The sequence below is a fragment of the Cellulosimicrobium cellulans genome, from assembly GCF_006539945.1.
Lineage (GTDB): Bacteria > Actinomycetota > Actinomycetes > Actinomycetales > Cellulomonadaceae > Cellulosimicrobium > Cellulosimicrobium cellulans.
This window is the reverse complement of record NZ_BJNZ01000033.1, coordinates 36,148-53,367: the sequence shown is the minus strand read 5'-3', so window position 1 is coordinate 53,367 and position 17,220 is coordinate 36,148. Positions and strand designations below refer to the sequence as shown.

Genomic DNA, 17,220 nt, shown 5'->3' with positions numbered 1-17,220 from the left:
TGTATACCCCGCGGTCTGCGAGGCTCCGACACCCCGCGGTCCTACGCAGAGACGCTCCGCCGGGATCGGTCAGGCCCAGCCGTAGGCCGCCGACCAGCGCACGATCTCCCCGAAAAAGCGGGCGCGCGGCTCAGGAGCCGAGAGCGAGAGGTCGTGCATCCCGCTTGGGATCCTGACGATGGTGACGACCCGACCCAGGTGCGCGGAGCGGCGGGCCAGCGGCTCGACGTCGAGCACGATGTCGGCGGACCGCATGTCCTCGGACCAGCGGGTGCTGAACAGCGACTTCTCGGCGAGGAGCACGAGCACGGGGCAGTCGATGGCGAGTCCGGCCGCGACGCGGGCGTGGCCCGAGATGACCGCGCGCAGCCAGCCGGCGCGGACGGGGAACGACGGCACGGGCCGCCAGGCGTCGTCGATCACCCAGGCGCCGTCGTCGCGGTCGCGCAGCGTCCGGGCGTAGTAGCCGGGGTCGACGTTCGGCAGCGGGGCGCGCGGCTGGAACCGCGCGAGCTGGCGGATCGCGGGGCCCGAGACGGTCCGGGCGACCGACGATCCCTGGAGCTCGAGCCACGGGCTGTTGAGCACGAGCCCCCGGACGACGCCCGGGTGCCGGTGCGCCCAGAGCGCCGCGACGAGCCCTCCGGTGGAGTGCCCCATGAGCATGATCGCGGCGTGCGCGCCGAGGTCCGCCCGGACGACGTCGAGCGCGGCGGCGATGTCGGCGTCGTACTCGGTGAGGTGGTCGGCGTACCCGGGCGTCTGGTGCGGGCGCAGGCTGCGTCCGTACTTGCGGAGGTCGACGGCGTAGAACGCCGCGCCGAGCGCACGCCACGTCTCGGCGAGCTCGGTCTGGAAGAAGTAGTCGCTCCAGCCGTGGAGGTAGAGCACGGCACGCGCCGGCCTGATCGGCTCGTCGGTCTTCGGCGCGTGGCGGACCACGGTCACGACGACCTCGCCCTCGTCGTCAGGCTCCAGCTCGACCGTGCGCTGCTCGTACCCGGCGCCGAGGACGTCCGGGCCCCAGCCCGACGACGTCACGGCGTGAGCACCACCTTGCCGAAGTGCTCCCCGGCGGCGAGCCGCGCGAGACCGTCGCGAGCCTGCTGCAGAGGCAGCACCTGGTCCACGACGGGCCGCACCTCGCTCCGCGCGAGGAACCGCAGCAGCGCCGCGAGGTCGTCGCGCGTCCCCATCGTCACGCCCTGGATGCGGATCTCGTGGAAGAAGACGCGGGTCAGCTCGGCGGGCGACGCGTCCCCGCTCGTGGCGCCCGCGACGACGACGGTGCCGCCCGGGCGGACCGAGCGCAGCGAGTGGCGCCAGGTCGCCTGGCCGACGGTCTCCACGACGACGTCGACCGGCGCGGGCAGACGAGCGCCGTGCTCGAACGTCGCGGCCGCCCCGATCCGCGCGGCCCCGGCGCGCTTGCCCGCAGAGCGGGACGTCACCCACACCTCGAGCCCGGCGGCCGCGCCCAGGGCGACGGCCGCCGTCGCGACGCCGCCGCCCGCGCCCTGGACGAGCACGCGGTCCCCGGGCGCGGCACCACCGGCGGTGAAGAGCATGCGGTACGCCGTCAGCCAGGCGGTCGGCACGCAGGCGGCCTCGACGAACGTGAGCTCCGGGGGCTTGGGGACGAGGTTGCGCGTCGGGACGGCGACGCGCTCGGCGAGCGTGCCGGGGTAGCGCTCGGAGAGGAGCGACCGACGCTCCGTAGGCCCGACCCCGTGCCCGTCGGCCCCGATCACCGCGTGCACGACGACCTCGCTGCCGTCCGGGGCGATGCCCGCGGCGTCGGTCCCGAGGATCATGGGGAGCCGGTCCGCGGGCAGCCCGACCCCGCGCAGCGACCACAGGTCGTGGTGGTTGAGCGATGCGGCGCGCACGTCGACGGTGGTCCAGTGCTCGCGAGGCTCCGGTTCGGGACGGTCCCCGACGACCAGCCCGGCCAGGGGGTCGTCGGGGTCGAGGTGGTCGGCGTAGGCGGCGAGCATGCCCCCAACCTACGGTCCGGTCCGCGGCTCAACCACGGGAGAGTGCGTGCCGCGCGTCACCTCACCGGTGTCGCCGTCAGAGCAGCGGGAGCATGCGGCCGAGGTCGGGGACCGCCTCGGAGGTGTGCACGGGCTCGAGGGCACGCGCGAGCTCGTCGACGTCGTAGGGGACGCGGCCGCACGCGAGCCGCAGCCACAGGCGAGGGTCGCGGACTTCGAGCGCCCAGCCGCCGCGCGTGACGACGACGTGCAGCAGCTCGGCCGCGACGGCGTCGAGCGCGCGGCGGTCCACCGGGTCGGTCACGACGCCCGGGAACGTACGCGCGAGGTCGTCGGCGTGGACGACGAGCTCGAGGACGCGCGAGCGCACCATGTCCTGCAGGGTGATGGGGCCGCGGCGCGCCTGCACGACGTGCTGGTCGCCGAGCTCGTCGAGCCGGGCGAAGCCGGCCGCGGCGAAGGCCTCGACGCGCCCGAGGCGGTCGTCGGCGATCTCCGCGTCGAGGGCTCGCGTCGCGTGCTCGATCTCGTCCGCCCGCTCCGGGTACGTGCCGAGGTACTCCGCGAGCGTGAGGGGCACCGTCCCGGCGGGGACCGGACCGCACAGCGCGAGGGTCTCCATGACGCGGCCGAGGTGGGTGACCAGCTCGCCCACGGTCCAGCCGTCGAGCGCGCTCGCGCGACCGGCGTCGCGGTCCAGCTCGGCCCCGAGGTCCGCCAGCCACCGGTCGAGCCGGTCCCACTGGGTGCGCAGGTGCTGGGCCGCCTCGGTCACGTCGCCGTCCATCTCTTCATCGTGCCAGGACGGGGCGGGCGCGCCCGCCACGGCGCCATCTCGTGGACAGGTCGGTCGACCGGTCAGTCGCGGACGCGCGCCGGCTCGCCGAGGAAGTCCGCGACGATCGGGCCGAGCTGGTCGAACTCGATGAGGAACCCGTCGTGCCCGAAGTCGCTTCTGAGCGTGCGCAGCGGCTCGGCGCGGGGGATCCCGGCAGCGATGCGCGCGCAGTCCGCGGGCAGGAAGAGCCGGTCGGAGTCGACCGCGACGACGAGCGCGTGCGCGGCGATCTGCGCGAGCGCCGCCTCGACCCCGCCGCGGTCGCGACCGAGGTCGTGCGTGAGCATCGACTCGGTGAGCACGACGTACGAGTTGGCGTCGAAGCGGCGCGCGAGCTTGTCGCCGTGGTGGTCGAGGTACGACTGCACGGCGTACCGGCCGTCGGTGAAGGGGTCCTCGCCGCCCTGCGGGAGCCGGCCGAACCGCTCGTCGAGCTCGCGCGCGGACCGGTAGGTCGCGTGCGCGATCTGCCGCGCGATCCCGAGCCCGATGTGCGGGCCGTCGCCGTCCGCGGCGTCGTAGTAGTCCCCGCCGCGGAAGCCGGGGTCGGCGCGGACCGCGCCGAGCTGCGGGTGCGCCCAGGCGATCTGGTCGCCGGTCGTCTGCGCGGTCGTCGCGATCGCGGCGAGCGAGACGACGTCGATCCCCGCCTCCGGCCCGAGCAGCGCCCACTCGAGGACGCGGTGCCCGCCCATCGAGGCACCGACGACGAACGCCCACGACGTGATGCCGAGCGACCTGGCGAGCTCGATCTCGACCGCGACCTGGTCGCGGGTCGTGACGCGCGGGAAGCGGCTGCCCCACGGGCGGCCGTCGGGCGCGGTGGACGCCGGGCCGGTGGTTCCCTGGCACCCGCCGAGCACGTTGGGCGCGACGACGAACCAGCGGTCGGTGTCGATCGGCGCGCCAGGACCCACGAGCGACTCCCACCAGCCCGCGGTGGCGTGCCCCTCCCCGGCGGGACCGCTGACGTGGGAGTCGCCGGTGAGGGCGTGCAGCACGAGGACGGCGTTGGAACCGTCCGGCGCGAGCGTGCCCCACGTCTCGTACGCGACGCGGACGTCGGGCAGCCGAGCGCCGGACTCGAGGTCGAACGTGCCGACGTCGGCGAACTGCCGCCGCCCCGCCGGGTCCCCGTCCCGCCAGGCGCCGGTCGCCGGGACCGGAGCCTTCACCCGCGCGCGCGACGGCGCGACGCCGCGCCCCGAGGGGTCCGCGCGGTGGTCGCGCCGGGCGCCGGGGGCGGGGGAGAGGAGGTCGTCGTTCGCAGGGCTCACCGTCGGCCACTGTACGGCCGGGGCGCGCAGGGCGCCCCGGCTGTCCAGATCCGTCATCGCAGTCCTCGTCGTCGTCCTGGCGGGCGTGCTGGCGCCGCCGCTCAGGCGCCGAGCGACGACTTGGCGGCGGTGAACCCGAGCTCGAGGTCGGCGAGGATGTCGTCGACGTGCTCGATGCCGACGGCGAGCCGGACGAGGCCCGGCGTCACGCCGGACTTCGCCTGCTCCTCGGGGCTGAGCTGGGCGTGGGTGGTCGAGGCCGGGTGGATGACGAGCGAGCGGACGTCGCCGATGTTCGCCACGTTGGAGTGGAGCTGCAGCGCCGAGACGAAGGCCTGGCCCGCCTCGCTGCCGCCGTCGAGCTCGAACGCGAGCACCGCACCGGCGCCACGCGGCAGGTACTTCTGCGCGTTGGCGTGCCACGGGCTCGACGCCAGTCCGGCGTAGTGCACGGTGCGGACGTCGTCGCGCGCCTCGAGCCACTCGGCGACCTTCTTCGCGTTCGCGACGTGGCGCTCCACGCGCAGCGACAGCGTCTCGATGCCCTGCGCGATGAGGAACGCGTTGAACGGCGAGATCGCCGAGCCCAGGTCGCGCAGGAGCTGCACGCGCGCCTTGAGCACGTAGGCGAGGTTCGCGCCGAGGATGCCGTCCACGCCGAGGTCGCGTGCGTACACGAGGCCGTTGTACGACGGGTCGGGCGTGTTGAAGTTCGGGAACCGCTCCGGGTACGCCGCGTAGTCGAACGTGCCGCCGTCGACGATCACGCCGCCGATCGCCGAGCCGTGCCCGCCGAGGTACTTCGTCGCCGAGTGCACGACGACGTCCGCGCCGTGCTCGAGCGGCCGCAGCAGGTAGGGGGTCGCGACGGTGTTGTCGACGATCAGCGGCACGCCCACCTCGTGCGCGACCGCCGCGACGGCCTCGATGTCGAGGACGTCGGCCTGCGGGTTGGGGATCGTCTCGCCGAAGAACAGCTTCGTGTTCGGGCGCACGGCGTCGCGCCAGGCCTGGGGGTCGTGCGGGTCGGTGACGAACGTCGTCTCGACCCCGAGCTTGGCGAGCGAGTACTGCAGCAGGTTGTAGGTGCCCCCGTACAGGCTCGGCGAGGCGACGACGTGGTCGCCCGCCTCGGCGACGTTGAGGATCGCGAACGTCGTCGCGGCCTGCCCGGACGCGAGGAGGAGCGCGCCGACGCCGCCCTCGAGCGACGCGATGCGGTTCTCCACGACCTCCTGGGTCGGGTTACCGATGCGCGTGTAGATCGGGCCGAGGTCCTTGAGCGCGAAGCGGTCGGCGGCGACCGACGCGTCGGGGAAGACGAACGACGTGGTCTGGTAGATCGGCAGCGCGCGGGCGCCGGTCGTCGGGTCGGCGGTCTGGCCGGCGTGGACCTGGCGCGTCTCGAAGGACCAGGCGGGGGCGTTCTCGGTGCTCATGGTGCTCTCCTACGGGGTGGTGGGGTGGGACGACGGCGCACGGTGCGCCGGGCGGACGGGTGCCGTGGGAGACGAGGAGGCGGGAGGCCGGCCGTCGACCGCGGCGAGGGGCGCACACGGGACGGGATCGCACGGCGAGGGCGTCGTCGACGACGGCTCGCGGGCAGGCGAACGTGTGCTGGGGTCAGCGACACATTCGACGGGACATGCTGGTGAGGCTAGGCCCGATCCGCGCCGCCCGACAGGGGTGTCTCGCGATGCGAGACCACATCCTGAGAAGGGCGGCAGCACTCCGATGGCGCATCGCGGACCTTCTGGGCAGACTCGTGCGAGTGCTGTCAACGGGACACGCCGAGCGACCGGTCGAAGGAGGATCGATGGACGACGCGACGTCGGCGCACGCTGCCCGGCCGGAGGCGCTCGGCGAGGCGCGGCGTCGCCCGGCCGCCGGGCCCCGCCGGTTCGCGTCCGCGACCGCGGCGGGCCTGCTCGCGCTCGTGCTCGGCGTCGGGCTCGCGCCCTCCGCGTCGTCCGACCCGCCGTCGGACGACGACGTCCGCGCGGCGCGCGAGGCCGCGGACGGCGCCGCCCGGGACGTCGAGTCCGTCGAGCGCGAGCTCGCGTCGCTGCGGGACCGCCGGTCCAGCGCCGAGGCGGCCGTCGAGACCGCGGCGGAGGAGTACGCAGCCGCCCAGGACGCGCTCGCGACGGCCGACGCGGAGGTCCGCGACGCCCAGGAGGCGCTCGCGGCCGCCCGGACGGGAGAGTCGGAGTCCCGCGCCGCGGTCGGTGCGCTGTTCCGCGCGTCCCGGCAGGGGTCGACCGACCTCGACGCGTTGCGTGCCGTCCTCGACGCGGACGGGGTGGGCCAGGTCGTCGAGCGGGAGAACGCCGAGCGTGTCGCCGGCCGCACCGCGGGACGCGCGGTCGACGCGCACGCGACCGCGCGCGCCGTCGCCGACACCGCTCGTGCCCGGGCCGACGCGGCGCTCGCGCACCAGGGCGAGGTCGAGGACCGGGCGCGGGACGCGCTCGCCGCCGCCCAGGTCTCGTCCGACGCGCTCGACGACGCGGTGCAGGAGTCCGCGACCCGGCGGGAGGCGCTCCTCGCCGAGCTCGCCCGCGCGCGGGCCACGAGCGTCGACGTCGAGCGCCAGCGCCAGGACGCCCTCGACGCGCAGGCAGCGAGCGAGCGCGAGGCCGCGGCCCGGGCGCGCGTCGAGGCCCCGTCGGGGGCGTCGTCGGGCGCGCCCGCGGCGCCCCCGACGAGCAGCCCCGCACCTGCGAACCCGGCGCCGGCACCCGCGCCGGCCCCGGATCCCGCACCTGCGCCGGCCCCGGATCCCGCACCCGCGCCGAACCCCGCACCCGCGCCGACCCCCGCACCCGCCCCGACGCCCGACCCGCCGCCGGTCGTCACCCCGCCCCCGGGCACGGGCGTCGGCAGCGCGGCGCAGGGCCGGGCCGCCGTCGCCTGGGCGCGCACCAAGATCGGCGCCCCGTACGTGTTCGGCGGGACCGGGCCGGGCTACGACTGCTCGGGCCTCACGTCGCGCGCCTGGGCCGCGGCGGGCGTGGACATCACGCGCACGTCGCGCTCGCAGTACCAGCGCGTGCAGAAGATCTCCTACGACCGGCTCCGCCCGGGCGACCTCATCTTCTACGCGAACGACACCGGGAACCCGTCGACCATCCGCCACGTCGCCATGTACACCGGGAACGGCAGGATGATCGAGGCCCGTCAGCCCGGCAGCCCCGTGCACGAGGTCGCGATGCGCTGGGCCGACGCGATGCCCTACGCCGGTCGTCCCTGACGGACGGCCGCCCGGGCCCCGTGGTCAGGTGCGGGACGTGCCGGACGCGACGGGGAGGTCGACCCCGACGAGATCTTCGAGGTGGCGCCAGACGGAGGCGACGTCCTGCGGTGCGGGCGAGGCGGTGAGCGTCCCGGGCCGCACCCGGACGGGCAGGCCGCGCCGGCCGTTCGCCGGAGCGTAGAGCTCGCCGCCGCGTGCGCCCGGGTCGGTGAGCGCCCGCACCGCCGACCACGACGCGGAGTCCTTGCCCTGAGCCCAGGGCGTGTAGGGGTTGGGCCGCGCCGGGACGCTCGCGTCGCGGATCCCGGGGCGGTGCGGCGTGCGTGCGTCCACCCCGACGCCCGGCCGGGAGACGAGGCTCTCCGTCGGCGCACCCGCCGAGCGCAGCCGCCGGTCGAGCTCGAACGCGAAGACCTCGGTCACGGCCTTCGCCCGGGTGTACGCGACGACGCCGGACCGTGAGGTCGGCAGCGCGTCGACGACGGGTCGCCGAAGGCGGTCGACGAACCCTGACGACGTGTGGACGACGCGCGTGCGCACGTCGTGGCGTGCTCCGGTGCGGAGCAGGGCGGGCAGGGTGCGCGCCACGAGAGCCGCGTTGGCGACGACGTGCGTGCCCGCGAGCAGCGGGAGGCCGTCCACGGTGCGGTCTCGCGCGCGCATCGCCATCGAGCCGCCGTTGAGCAGGAGGCCGTCGAGCCGGTCGAGCGCGGCCAGCTCCGCTCCGGCGTCACGAACCGAGGCCAGGGACGACAGGTCGACGACGACCGTGCCCAGCGACGCCGTGGGGACCTGCTCGCGGATCGCGGTCGCCGCGATCTCGAGGCGTTCGGGCGACCGGCCGGCGAGCACGACGTGGGCGCCGGCCGCGGCGAGCTGCTCGGCGGCGAAGTAGCCGATGCCCGCCGTCGCACCCGTGACCACCAGGGTGCGCCCGCTCTGGTCGGGGAGGTCGTGCGGGTCCCACGTGCTGGCGGTGTCGTTCTCAATCGGATAGTCCATCCGGTGACGGTACCTCATCCGGATAGACCATCCGTTTGGGGGTAGGCTGGGGCCATGACCACGCTCCGCGCCGACGCCGTCCGCAGCCGCGACCGGATCCTCCAGGTCGCGCGTGGTGCCGACCCGAGGGACCTGCGGCTCAACGAGATCGCGCGTGCGGCGGGAGTGGGGGTCGGGACGGTCTACCGCCACTTCGCGACCTCGCACGCGCTCCTCGAGGAGCTCACGCGCGACGCCCTGCGCCGGTTGCGCGACCGTGCCCGTGCGGCGCTCGCCGACCCGGACCCCGGTCCTGCCTTCGAGTCGCTCGTGCGCGACGTGGTGGGCCTGCACGTCGAGGCGGGCGGGCTCCAGGCGGTCCTGCTCGCGCCCGCGGACGTGAGCCCCGACGTCGCCGCACTCAAGGCCGAGGTGCTCGGCGAGCTCGCCGACGTGCTCGCGCGCGCCCAGCGGGCCGGCGCCGTGCGTCCCGAGCTCTCGCCGGCCCAGGTGGAGCACCTCGTGTGCGGCATCGAGCACGCCGTGCGCCTCGGGTCACCCGAGGACCGGGACGTCGTCGTCGATACCCTGGTCGACGGCCTGCGGGCGCGGTGAGCCAGGGACCTGGGTCGCGCGCCGTCGCGACCTGAGGGCGATGCGCACCGGGAGACCGGGTGGTGAGGCTGGTCCCATGACCGACACGACCGACACGACCTCGTCCCCGTTCCGTCCCGCCGCGCCAGTCAGGCCCGCCCGCCCCACCGGACCCGCCGCGCACGCCGCGACGACGGCGGTCACCGCATCCGTGACCCTCGTCGCGGGCGTCGTGCGCTGGTCGGGGCCGCCACCGGACGGGTACTCGGCGATCTTCGCGCCGCCCTGGGTGGCACCCGTCGCCGCAGGGCTCGCGCTGCTCGCGGTCGCCACCGCCCGCGGGCACCGTGCCGCGTCCCGGCGCCGGACGGCCGGCCTCGGTGGGGTCGCCGCCGTCCTGCTCTTCTGGGCGGCCGGAGGTCTCGCGCTCGACGCGTTCCGGGCGTTCTTCGCGGTGACGGGGATCCCGGCCGGCGACTTCTCCGTGGTCGACGTCCCGGGGGCGCTGGTGCGGTCGCTCGCCGCGGTGACGGCCGTCGTCACGACGCTGAGCACGTGGTCGGTCGCCACCGCGGGAGCCTGGCCCGTCCGGCGCCGGTGGCCGCGGGTGCTCGGCCTGGCGATGTGCGTGCCCTACCCGGCGCTCAAGGCCTACTGGTGGCTGGGCGGTACGCTCGGACGGCCCGAGCCGCACACGGGGGGAGCGCCGGTGATGGAGGTCGCCTTGTTCGCGACGGCGGCCGCCCTGGTGCTCGCGCTGACGCACCGCCCGGTCCCCGGCCGGGTCGTCCGTGCCGCGCTGAGGGCCGGCGGGTGGGTCGCGGCGTCCGCGGGCCTCACGATGGGGGCGCTCATGGTGTTCGGGACCGCCGCGCAGCTTCTGGGCCTGGACGACGGTCCGGTCGACCTCGGCGCCGGGGCGATCACCGTCATCGTCGCCCTGACCTACGGCACCTGGCTCGTGATCGGCGTGGCGCTGCTCGTCGCGACGCTGGACGCGCGTGACGCCGCCCCTCGCCCCGCCCTCCGTGGCGCCGGAACGGTCGCCGTCCCGTGAGCGTGCGGCCTGCACGCGGGGACGTGCTCGTCGCGACGGCGGCGGCGCTCGCCCTGCTGCCCGCGACGTGCGTGGTCGCGCTGGGGTCGCTCCCCGCCGCCCGTGCCTGGGCCCTGGTCGCGCTCGCCGCGCTGGCGCACGCCGCCTTCGTCGCTCGCCGGTCGGCCACGGTGCTCTCGCACGTGCTCGTCGCGCTCGCCGTGGCGGGGATGCTCGCCGTCTCCGGCCTCTACTTCCTGCTGCCGTCGGCGCTCGTGTTCCTGCTCTCCGTCTACGCCTGCACGGCATGGGGGCCGCGCCCGCTCGGGCTGGTGACCGGCGTCGTCGGCACTGCCGCGACCGTGCTCCGGTACCGCGGGGACCCGAGCGTGGCGGCGTCGCCGGTCGGTCCGAGCCCCTGGCTGCTGGGCGTGCTCCTCGTTGCGCTCGTCCTGGTCGCCTGGGCCGCCGGCCTGCTCCGGCGGTCGCAGGAGCAGGTGCGGCGCGAGGCGCTGGCCGGGCGCGAGCGCGCGGAGGCCGAGCGCGAGGAGCGGGCCGAGCGGGCCGTGCTCGCCGAGCGCGCCAGGATCGCGCGCGAGATGCACGACGTCGTCGCGCACTCCCTCTCGGTCGTCGTCGCCCAGGCGCGGGTGGGCCGCGCCGACCCGGCGCGCGCGGCGCAGGCGCTCGCGGTCGTCGAGGAGACCGGACGCGAGGCGCTGCGGGACATGCGGGGGATCGTGCACGTGCTGCGCGCCGAGCCGACGGGCACCCCCGTCGGTGCGGCGGCCGCGGTGCCGATGCCGACGCTCCGGGACGTGCCCGACCTCGTCGACCGCGTTCGCGGGGCAGGTCGGGCCGTGCGCGTCGTCGAGTCGGGTGCCCCCGTGCCGCTCGGGCCGACGGCCGAGCTCGCCGCGTTCCGCACCGTCCAGGAGGCACTGACCAACAGCGCGCGCCACGCGATGCCCGGCTCGTCGACGGTGGTCACCCTCGCGTGGCGCGACGCCGGGCTCCACGTGGAGGTGGCCGACGTCCCGTCGTCCGACGACGCGGGCGCCACCCGACCCGCTCCCGGCCCGGACTCCGCTCCGGCGAGCGGCGCAGGCCTGGGGCTCGTAGGGATGCGGGAGCGGATCGAGGCGGCGGGCGGGACGCTCGAGATCCGCGCGGGCGACGCGTGGACGGTCGCGGCCACGGTCCCGACCTCGAACCTCGCATCGCCCCGGCACGTGGACGGTGGCCCGTGATCCGCGTGCTGGTCGTCGACGACCAGCCGCTCGTCCGCGCCGGGGCGGTCGCCGTGATCGACGCCGCACCGGACCTGGCCGTCGTCGGCGAGGCCGCCGACGGTGCACAGGCGCTGAGCGTGCAGCGCGAGCGACGGGCCGACGTCGTCGTCCTGGACGTGCGCATGCCGGTCATGGACGGCATCGAGACGACGGCGCGGCTGCTGGACGCGTCGATGCCTCCGTGCCGGGTGCTCGTCCTGACGACGTTCGACCTGGACGAGTACGTCTACGCCGCGCTGCGCGCGGGCGCCGCCGGGTTCCTGCTCAAGGACGCGCCGACCGAGGACCTGCTCGCCGCCGTCCGCACCGTGCACCGGGGAGACGCCGTCATCGCGCCGTCGGCGACGCGACGGCTCCTCGCCGAGGTCGTCCCCGCGCTCCCCGACGTCGCCGCGCGCGACCGAGCCCTCGCAGGACTCACGGAGCGCGAGCGCGACGTGGTCGTGCTGCTCGCGGACGGGTTGTCGAACGCAGAGATCGGCGCGCGGACGTACCTCTCCGAGGCGACCGTCAAGACCCACGTCGGCCGGGTCCTCGCCAAGCTCGGGCTGCGCGACCGGGTCCAGGTCGTCGTCTGGGCCTACCGGAACGGCCTGGTCCGCCCGTGACGCACGACGGCGCCCCTCACCCCGTGGGGTGAGGGGCGCCGTCGGGCCAGGCGCGCGCCGCGGTCAGTGACCCGGCGTGTGGTACCCGGAGTCGATGGCGCGCTGGAGCGAGCGCTCGATCTCGGCCTCGGCGTCGGCGCGGCCGACCCAGTGGGCGCCCTCGACCGACTTGCCGGGCTCGAGGTCCTTGTAGACCTCGAAGAAGTGCTGGATCTCCAGGCGGTGGAAGTCGGAGACGTCGTCGATGTCCTGGCGCCACGCGGCGCGCTGGTCGCCCGTGGGGACGCAGAGGACCTTGTCGTCACCGCCGGCCTCGTCGCGCATGCGGAACATGCCGAGCGCGCGGCAGCGGATCAGGCAGCCGGGGAACGTGGGCTCCTCGAGCAGGACGAGCGCGTCCAGCGGGTCGCCGTCCTCGCCGAGCGTCCCCTCGATGAACCCGTAGTCGTCGGGGTACCGCGTCGAGGTGAAGAGCATGCGGTCGAGGCGGATGCGACCGGTCGCGTGGTCCACCTCGTACTTGTTGCGCTGCCCCTTGGGGATCTCGATCGTGACGTCGAACTCCACTGCTTCCTCCAGTCGTACCGGCACCGCGACGCTCGGGCGGTGGCTGGGTCTGTGGACGACGGACCACGCCGTCGTGCGGGAACTAGTGTGACACGTGCCGTCCGCGCGGGAGGGTTCCTACCGGGCTCCCGGGCGGGCCGGCTGAGTGATAATGCGCACGTGCCCGCACCCGACGTCCCGGTCCAGGCACCGGTGCCCGCCGGTGCCCCGGAGGCGCGCGCGCACGGGACGGGACGAGGGAGACGCATGGGCTGGGGGACGCGCACGGGCGTGGCCGTCGGTGTCGTGCTCGTCCTCGCGGGCGGCTACGTCGTGGCGGACGCGTACGACGTCGTCCCCGGCGTGCTCACGACCGCAGCGCCCTACCCGGAGCCGAACCCGTTCCCCGAGGCGCCGGGCGCCGTCGCGGCGCCACCGCTCGAGGTCGAGCTGCCGGCCCTCGACCCTGCGGCCCCGGTCCCGGCCACGGGGAGCGTGCAGGACCTCGCGGACGACCTCGCCGCCGACACCCGGCTCGGGCCGCGCGTCGGCGTCCTGGTGACCGACGCCGTGACGGGGGACGTGCTCGCGGCGAGCGGCGACACCGTGGGTCACGTCCCCGCCTCGACCCTCAAGACGCTCACCGCGGCGGCGGCCCTCACGTCTCCCGGGTCGCACGCGACCCTCCCGACCCGCGCCGTCCTCGAGGGGCAGGAGACCGTGTACCTCGTGGGCGGCGGCGACATGATGCTCGCCGCCGGCGCGGGCGACCCGACGGCCGTCAACGGCCGGGCGGGCCTCGGCGACCTCGCCGCGCAGGTCGCGGGCGAGCTCCGGCTCACGGGCCGCACGACGATCTCGCTCCGCCTCGACGACACGCTCTTCACGGGCACCGCGGTCGCGCCGACCGTCGACCCGGCGAGCGTGCGCAACGGCTACGTCGCGCCCGTCGCCGCGCTCGCGGTCGACATCGCGCGGCTCGAGGACGAGGAGTACGCGCCGCGCGCGGAGGACCCGGCGATGGCGGCCGCCGACGCGTTCGTCGCCGCGCTCGCCGAGCAGGGGGTCGCCGTGGCGGGGGACGTGGTGCGCGCGCCGGCGCCCGACGACGGCCGCACGGTCGGCGAGGTGGAGTCCGCGCCGCTGAGCGAGGTCGTCGCGTACCTGCTCCAGCACTCCGACAACACCATCACGGAGGTGGTGGGCCGCGTCGTCGCGATCGACGCGGGGCTGCCCGGCTCCGCGGCGGGCGCGACGCAGGCCGTGCGGTCGGCGGTCGAAGGGCTCGGGGTCGACCTCACGGGCGCGACGCTCGCCGACCTCTCGGGCCTCGGCGACGGCTCGGTCGTCACGCCCGCCCAGCTCGACGAGGTCGTCGGCCTGCTCGCGGACCCGGCGCACCCGCAGCTGCGGCCCGGCGCCGTCGGGCTGCCGGTCGCGGGCCTGTCCGGGACGCTCGGCGAGCGCTACCTCGAGAACGCGGGCCGCGGCGTCGTGCGGGCCAAGACGGGCAGCCTGCCGAACGTCACGTCCCTCGCGGGGACGGTCGTCACGGCCGACGACCGCCTCCTCGTGTTCTCGCTCATGGCCGACGCCGTCCCTGACGGCGGCACGTACGGCGCGCGCCTCATCTTCGACGACTTCGTCGCGTCGCTCGCGGAGTGTGGCTGCACCGCCTGACCCGGTGGGGCTCAGCGATCGCTCGGTGCTTGCGCCAGCCAGTCCTCGACCTCGAGGCCGGGGACGCGGGAGAACTCGCGGACGTTGTTCGTCACCATGACGAGCCCGAGCGAACGGGCATGCCCGGCGAGGAGGGCGTCATAGGGTCCGACGGGCGTGCCGCGGGCCGCGAGGCGCGCGCGGACGCGGCCGGCGTGCATCGCCGCGAGCCCATCGAAGGGGAGTACGTCCACGAGCGACAACAGGTCGTCGACAGCCTGACGGTTGCGATGCGGGTCGTCTGACCGCTCGATGCCGTACTCGAGCTCCATCTCGCTCACCGTCGAGACCGCGACGCGCCCCTCCGCCTCCCGAAGCCTCGGTCGCGCGGCCACGCCGTTCCCACGCAACAACGCGATCAGGACGTTCGTGTCCAGCAGGTAGAGCGTGCTCACAGGGCGCCGCGCTCCTCGGCGTTCCCCTGGTCGCGGTCGGGCAGGAAGTCGTCGGCGACGCGGAGCCCGTGGTCGAACCACTCGTCCCACCCGGTGCCAGCCGGCGTGATCACGCGGGACCTGCCGACGGTCCGGACCTCGACCTCGCGGACGTCGTCGGGCAGCGCGACCGCCTTGGGCAGGCGGACTGCCTGCGTCCTGTTGCTACGGAACACCGTCGTGCGGACCATCGGGGAGCCTCCTCGGTCGTATATCCCTGGAGTATATCCCCGTCCCTCACATGACCACCGGTCCCGGGATACGGTGAGACGGTGACACTCGTCGAGCAGGACGGCCGTTCGGGCAGCGACCCGTCACGTGGTGACACCTCGATCGTCGACTGGTCGGCCGCCGCCCAGATCGCGGGTCGGCTCGCGCGCCCGGGCCCGCAGGCGTCGCGCGACGAGCTCGCCGACCTGGTCGAGGGGCTGCGCACCGCGGCGGAGGCCGCCGTGCCCCACGTGCTCGACGTGACGCGCATGAGTCCCGCCGCGGGCGGTCCGACGACGGGGCGGACGGCTGGGCCGACGACCGAACTCGGCACCGTGTACGTGGTGGACCGCGCGCGCTGGGCGCGCGCCAACACCGAGATCATGGCGTCGCTCACCGACGGCGTGACGGACGCGCTCGTCGGCGAGCGCGGACGCGTCCCGCAGGCGACGGCGCTCGTCGGGGCCGCCCAGGTCGGGTCGGTCCTCGCGGTCCTGTCCAGCCGGGTCCTCGGCCAGTTCGACCCCTACAGCGGGCTGGGCGGCACCGCGGCCGCGACCGGCACCGCGACCGGCACCGTGCCCGACGGCGGCCCGTCGCCCGCGGCCACCGGCTCGCCCGGGCGGCTCGTGCTCGTGGCGCCGAACGTCCTGCAGGTCGAGCGCGCGCTCGACCTCAAGCCCGCCGACTTCCGCCTCTGGGTCTGCCTGCACGAGCAGACCCACGCGCTCCAGTTCGCCGCCGCCCCTTGGCTCGCGGACCACCTGCGCGCGCGGGCGAGCGCGCTCCTCACCGAGCTCTCCGCGTCGTCGCGCCGGCTCGCCGAGGCGCGCCTGCGCGAGAAGCTCGCCACCGTGGGGCGCACCGTCCTCCACGCCGTGCGCGGCGAGGACGGGACGTTCGTCGACGGACTCCTCACACCCGAGGAGCAGGACCGCCTCGCTGACGTCACCGCCGTCATGGCCCTGCTGGAGGGCCACGCCGACGTGGCGATGGACGCCGTCGGGCCGCGCACCGTGCGCACGGTGCGCAGCATCCGGCGCAAGTTCGAGGCCCGGCGCGACGGCGAGGGGCGCTCCGGGTTCGACGTCGTGCTCCGGCGCGTGCTCGGCATGGACGCCAAGATCGCCCAGTACCGCGACGGCGCGGCGTTCGTGCGCGCGGTCGAGAAGGAGGTCGGGCGGGACGGGTTCAACGCCGTGTGGGCGTCACCCGAGAACCTGCCGACCGCCCGCGAGATCGCCGACGCGCGCGCCTGGGTGCGCCGCGTCCACGGCTGAGCCGGTGGGCGGGCCGGCACCCGTCGTCGCCGCCGCGCGCCGGGCCGTGCGGGGTGCGCTCGGGGACCTGGACCCCGGGTCCCTCGTGCTCGTCGCATGCTCGGGCGGGGCGGACTCGACGGCGCTCGCGGCCGCCACGGCGTTCGTCGCGCCCCGGCTCGGGCTGCGCGCGGGCGCCGTCGTCGTGGACCACGGGCTCCAGGCCGGCAGCGCCGGCGTCGCGGCGGACGCCGCGGAGCGCTGCCGGGGGCTCGGGCTCGACCCGGTCGAGGTGCGCCGCGTCCTCGTCCCGGCGTCGGGCGACGGTCCGGAGGGGGACGCGCGGGCGGCCCGCTACGCGGCGCTCGACGCCGCGGCGACCGATCACGGTGCCGCCGCGGTGCTCCTGGGTCACACGCTCGACGACCAGGCGGAGACGGTGCTGCTCGGGCTAGCGCGCGGCGCGGGCGCCCGCTCGCTCGCGGGGATGCCGGCACGACGCGGCGTCCACCGGCGCCCGTTCCTCGCGCTGCGGCGCGCGGACACCGAGGCGGTATGCCGGACCCTCGGGCTCGCGTGGTGGGACGACCCCACGAACGGACCGGCGGCGTCGGGCGACGCCCCGGGGCCGCCCGGCACCGCGCCGCTTCCCCTGCGCTCGAGAGTGCGCGCGCGCGTCGTGCCCGCACTGGTCGACGTGCTCGGGCCCGGTGCGGTGCCGGCGCTCGCGCGTACCGCGGGCCTCCTGCGCGACGACGCGGACCTGCTCGACGCGCTCGCCGCAGACCTCCTCGCCGCGGCACTCGTCGTGCCCGCGGGGGGCGAGGACGGCCCGGTGGACGAGCCGACGGCGTCGGGCGCCCGCGCCGTGGTGCTCGACGCCGAGGTGCTCGCCACTGCGCACCCGGCCCTGCGCCGTCGGGCGCTGCGGACGGCGGCGCTGCGCGCGGGCTGCCCCGCGGGCGACCTGTTCGCCGTGCACGTCGACGCGCTCGACGCGCTCGTCACGGCGTGGCGCGGCCAGGGCCCCGTGCACCTGCCGGGCGACCTGAGGGCCGCGCGCGCGTGTGGCAGGCTTTCCCTGGGCCCGGAGACGACGCCCCGGCGCAGCATCCCCCCGCGAGCCCTCACCACCCTCAGCACCCCCACCACCCCCACACCTCAGGAGTGACC

General features: G+C 76.0%; 17 protein-coding genes. 8 read left to right on the top strand and 9 right to left on the bottom strand.

Annotated elements, in window-relative coordinates; translation table 11 throughout:
• Positions 1–69: 69 nt before the first annotated feature.
• The 5 genes from CCE02nite_RS18345 to CCE02nite_RS18325 all read right to left on the bottom strand — a co-directional run bounded on the left by CCE02nite_RS18345 (position 70) and on the right by CCE02nite_RS18325 (position 5,551).
• Positions 70–1,041 (bottom strand): alpha/beta hydrolase, encoded by a 972-nt coding sequence (locus CCE02nite_RS18345; protein ID WP_141391040.1) that lies wholly within the window; start codon positions 1,039–1,041, stop codon positions 70–72.
• Entirely contained in the window at positions 1,038–1,997 is a 960-nt protein-coding gene (locus CCE02nite_RS18340) for a zinc-binding dehydrogenase (RefSeq protein ID WP_141391039.1), read from the bottom strand. Before CCE02nite_RS18340 ends, CCE02nite_RS18345 begins: the two co-directional genes overlap by 4 nt.
• Before the next feature lie 76 nt (positions 1,998–2,073).
• Positions 2,074–2,784 (bottom strand): maleylpyruvate isomerase N-terminal domain-containing protein, encoded by a 711-nt coding sequence (locus tag CCE02nite_RS18335; protein ID WP_141391038.1) that lies wholly within the window; start codon positions 2,782–2,784, stop codon positions 2,074–2,076.
• Between the two features lie 71 nt (positions 2,785–2,855).
• Complete coding sequence (metX, locus tag CCE02nite_RS18330; protein ID WP_141391037.1) at positions 2,856–4,169, bottom strand: homoserine O-acetyltransferase MetX; 1,314 nt, start codon at positions 4,167–4,169, stop codon at positions 2,856–2,858.
• A gap of 44 nt (positions 4,170–4,213) precedes the next feature.
• Positions 4,214–5,551, bottom strand: coding sequence for a bifunctional o-acetylhomoserine/o-acetylserine sulfhydrylase (locus CCE02nite_RS18325; RefSeq protein WP_141391036.1), 1,338 nt, complete (start codon positions 5,549–5,551; stop codon positions 4,214–4,216).
• A 377-nt stretch (positions 5,552–5,928) separates the two neighbouring features.
• On the opposite strand from CCE02nite_RS18325, the gene CCE02nite_RS18320 reads away from it, so the two are divergent.
• On the top strand, positions 5,929–7,365 hold the full coding sequence (locus CCE02nite_RS18320; RefSeq protein WP_141391035.1) for a C40 family peptidase: 1,437 nt from the start codon (positions 5,929–5,931) through the stop codon (positions 7,363–7,365).
• A gap of 24 nt (positions 7,366–7,389) precedes the next feature.
• On the opposite strand, the gene CCE02nite_RS18315 is transcribed toward CCE02nite_RS18320, so the two are convergent.
• Positions 7,390–8,370, bottom strand: a complete 981-nt coding sequence (locus CCE02nite_RS18315) for an SDR family NAD(P)-dependent oxidoreductase (RefSeq protein WP_141391034.1) — start codon at positions 8,368–8,370, stop codon at positions 7,390–7,392.
• Between the two features lie 54 nt (positions 8,371–8,424).
• Here CCE02nite_RS18315 and CCE02nite_RS18310 point away from each other — a divergent pair, with 54 nt between their 5' ends.
• The 4 genes from CCE02nite_RS18310 (at position 8,425) to CCE02nite_RS18295 (ending at position 11,879) form a co-directional block, all read left to right on the top strand.
• Complete coding sequence (locus CCE02nite_RS18310; RefSeq protein ID WP_141391033.1) at positions 8,425–8,964, top strand: TetR/AcrR family transcriptional regulator; 540 nt, start codon at positions 8,425–8,427, stop codon at positions 8,962–8,964.
• A 76-nt stretch (positions 8,965–9,040) separates the two neighbouring features.
• Positions 9,041–10,000, top strand: coding sequence for a hypothetical protein (locus CCE02nite_RS18305; protein ID WP_141391032.1), 960 nt, complete (start codon positions 9,041–9,043; stop codon positions 9,998–10,000).
• Positions 9,997–11,229, top strand: a complete 1,233-nt coding sequence (locus CCE02nite_RS18300; RefSeq protein ID WP_141391031.1) for a sensor histidine kinase — start codon at positions 9,997–9,999, stop codon at positions 11,227–11,229. The genes CCE02nite_RS18305 and CCE02nite_RS18300 overlap by 4 nt, the downstream gene beginning before the upstream one ends.
• Complete coding sequence (locus tag CCE02nite_RS18295) at positions 11,226–11,879, top strand: response regulator (protein ID WP_141391030.1); 654 nt, start codon at positions 11,226–11,228, stop codon at positions 11,877–11,879. The genes CCE02nite_RS18300 and CCE02nite_RS18295 overlap by 4 nt, the downstream gene beginning before the upstream one ends.
• 63 nt (positions 11,880–11,942) lie before the next feature.
• Here CCE02nite_RS18295 and CCE02nite_RS18290 read toward each other — a convergent pair whose 3' ends face one another.
• Entirely contained in the window at positions 11,943–12,446 is a 504-nt protein-coding gene (locus tag CCE02nite_RS18290) for an inorganic diphosphatase (protein ID WP_034655165.1), read from the bottom strand.
• A 159-nt stretch (positions 12,447–12,605) separates the two neighbouring features.
• Between CCE02nite_RS18290 and dacB the strand changes: the two genes are divergently transcribed.
• Positions 12,606–14,105: a D-alanyl-D-alanine carboxypeptidase/D-alanyl-D-alanine endopeptidase gene (gene dacB / locus CCE02nite_RS18285; RefSeq protein ID WP_308463702.1), complete on the top strand. Its 1,500-nt coding sequence runs from the start codon at positions 12,606–12,608 to the stop codon at positions 14,103–14,105.
• A gap of 11 nt (positions 14,106–14,116) precedes the next feature.
• On the opposite strand, the gene CCE02nite_RS18280 is transcribed toward dacB, so the two are convergent.
• Together CCE02nite_RS18280 and vapB are read right to left on the bottom strand one after the other, a co-directional pair.
• A complete protein-coding gene (locus CCE02nite_RS18280; protein ID WP_141391029.1) occupies positions 14,117–14,539 on the bottom strand; it encodes a type II toxin-antitoxin system VapC family toxin in 423 nt (140 codons plus the stop codon).
• A complete protein-coding gene (gene vapB, locus CCE02nite_RS18275) occupies positions 14,536–14,769 on the bottom strand; it encodes a type II toxin-antitoxin system VapB family antitoxin (protein ID WP_141391028.1) in 234 nt (77 codons plus the stop codon). The genes CCE02nite_RS18280 and vapB overlap by 4 nt, the downstream gene beginning before the upstream one ends.
• 81 nt (positions 14,770–14,850) lie before the next feature.
• Here vapB and CCE02nite_RS18270 point away from each other — a divergent pair, with 81 nt between their 5' ends.
• Positions 14,851–16,068, top strand: coding sequence for an Rv3626c family coenzyme F420 biosynthesis-associated protein (locus tag CCE02nite_RS18270; RefSeq protein WP_255318957.1), 1,218 nt, complete (start codon positions 14,851–14,853; stop codon positions 16,066–16,068).
• A 4-nt stretch (positions 16,069–16,072) separates the two neighbouring features.
• On the top strand, positions 16,073–17,218 hold the full coding sequence (gene tilS, locus CCE02nite_RS18265) for a tRNA lysidine(34) synthetase TilS (protein WP_141391027.1): 1,146 nt from the start codon (positions 16,073–16,075) through the stop codon (positions 17,216–17,218).
• The last annotated feature ends 2 nt before the right edge of the window (positions 17,219–17,220 follow it).

Excerpts from the sequence above, each read along its gene's own strand:
- CCE02nite_RS18310 (WP_141391033.1), top strand. The coding sequence starts at position 8,425 with ATGACCACGCTCCGCGCCGACGCCGTCCGCAGCCGCGACCGGATCCTC.
- vapB (WP_141391028.1), bottom strand. The coding sequence starts at position 14,769 with ATGGTCCGCACGACGGTGTTCCGTAGCAACAGGACGCAGGCAGTCCGC.
- CCE02nite_RS18315 (WP_141391034.1), bottom strand. The coding sequence starts at position 8,370 with ATGGACTATCCGATTGAGAACGACACCGCCAGCACGTGGGACCCGCAC.
- metX (WP_141391037.1), bottom strand. The coding sequence starts at position 4,169 with ATGACGGATCTGGACAGCCGGGGCGCCCTGCGCGCCCCGGCCGTACAG.
- CCE02nite_RS18335 (WP_141391038.1), bottom strand. The coding sequence starts at position 2,784 with ATGGACGGCGACGTGACCGAGGCGGCCCAGCACCTGCGCACCCAGTGG.
- CCE02nite_RS18340 (WP_141391039.1), bottom strand. The coding sequence starts at position 1,997 with ATGCTCGCCGCCTACGCCGACCACCTCGACCCCGACGACCCCCTGGCC.
- CCE02nite_RS18325 (WP_141391036.1), bottom strand. The coding sequence starts at position 5,551 with ATGAGCACCGAGAACGCCCCCGCCTGGTCCTTCGAGACGCGCCAGGTC.
- CCE02nite_RS18305 (WP_141391032.1), top strand. The coding sequence starts at position 9,041 with ATGACCGACACGACCGACACGACCTCGTCCCCGTTCCGTCCCGCCGCG.
- CCE02nite_RS18320 (WP_141391035.1), top strand. The coding sequence starts at position 5,929 with ATGGACGACGCGACGTCGGCGCACGCTGCCCGGCCGGAGGCGCTCGGC.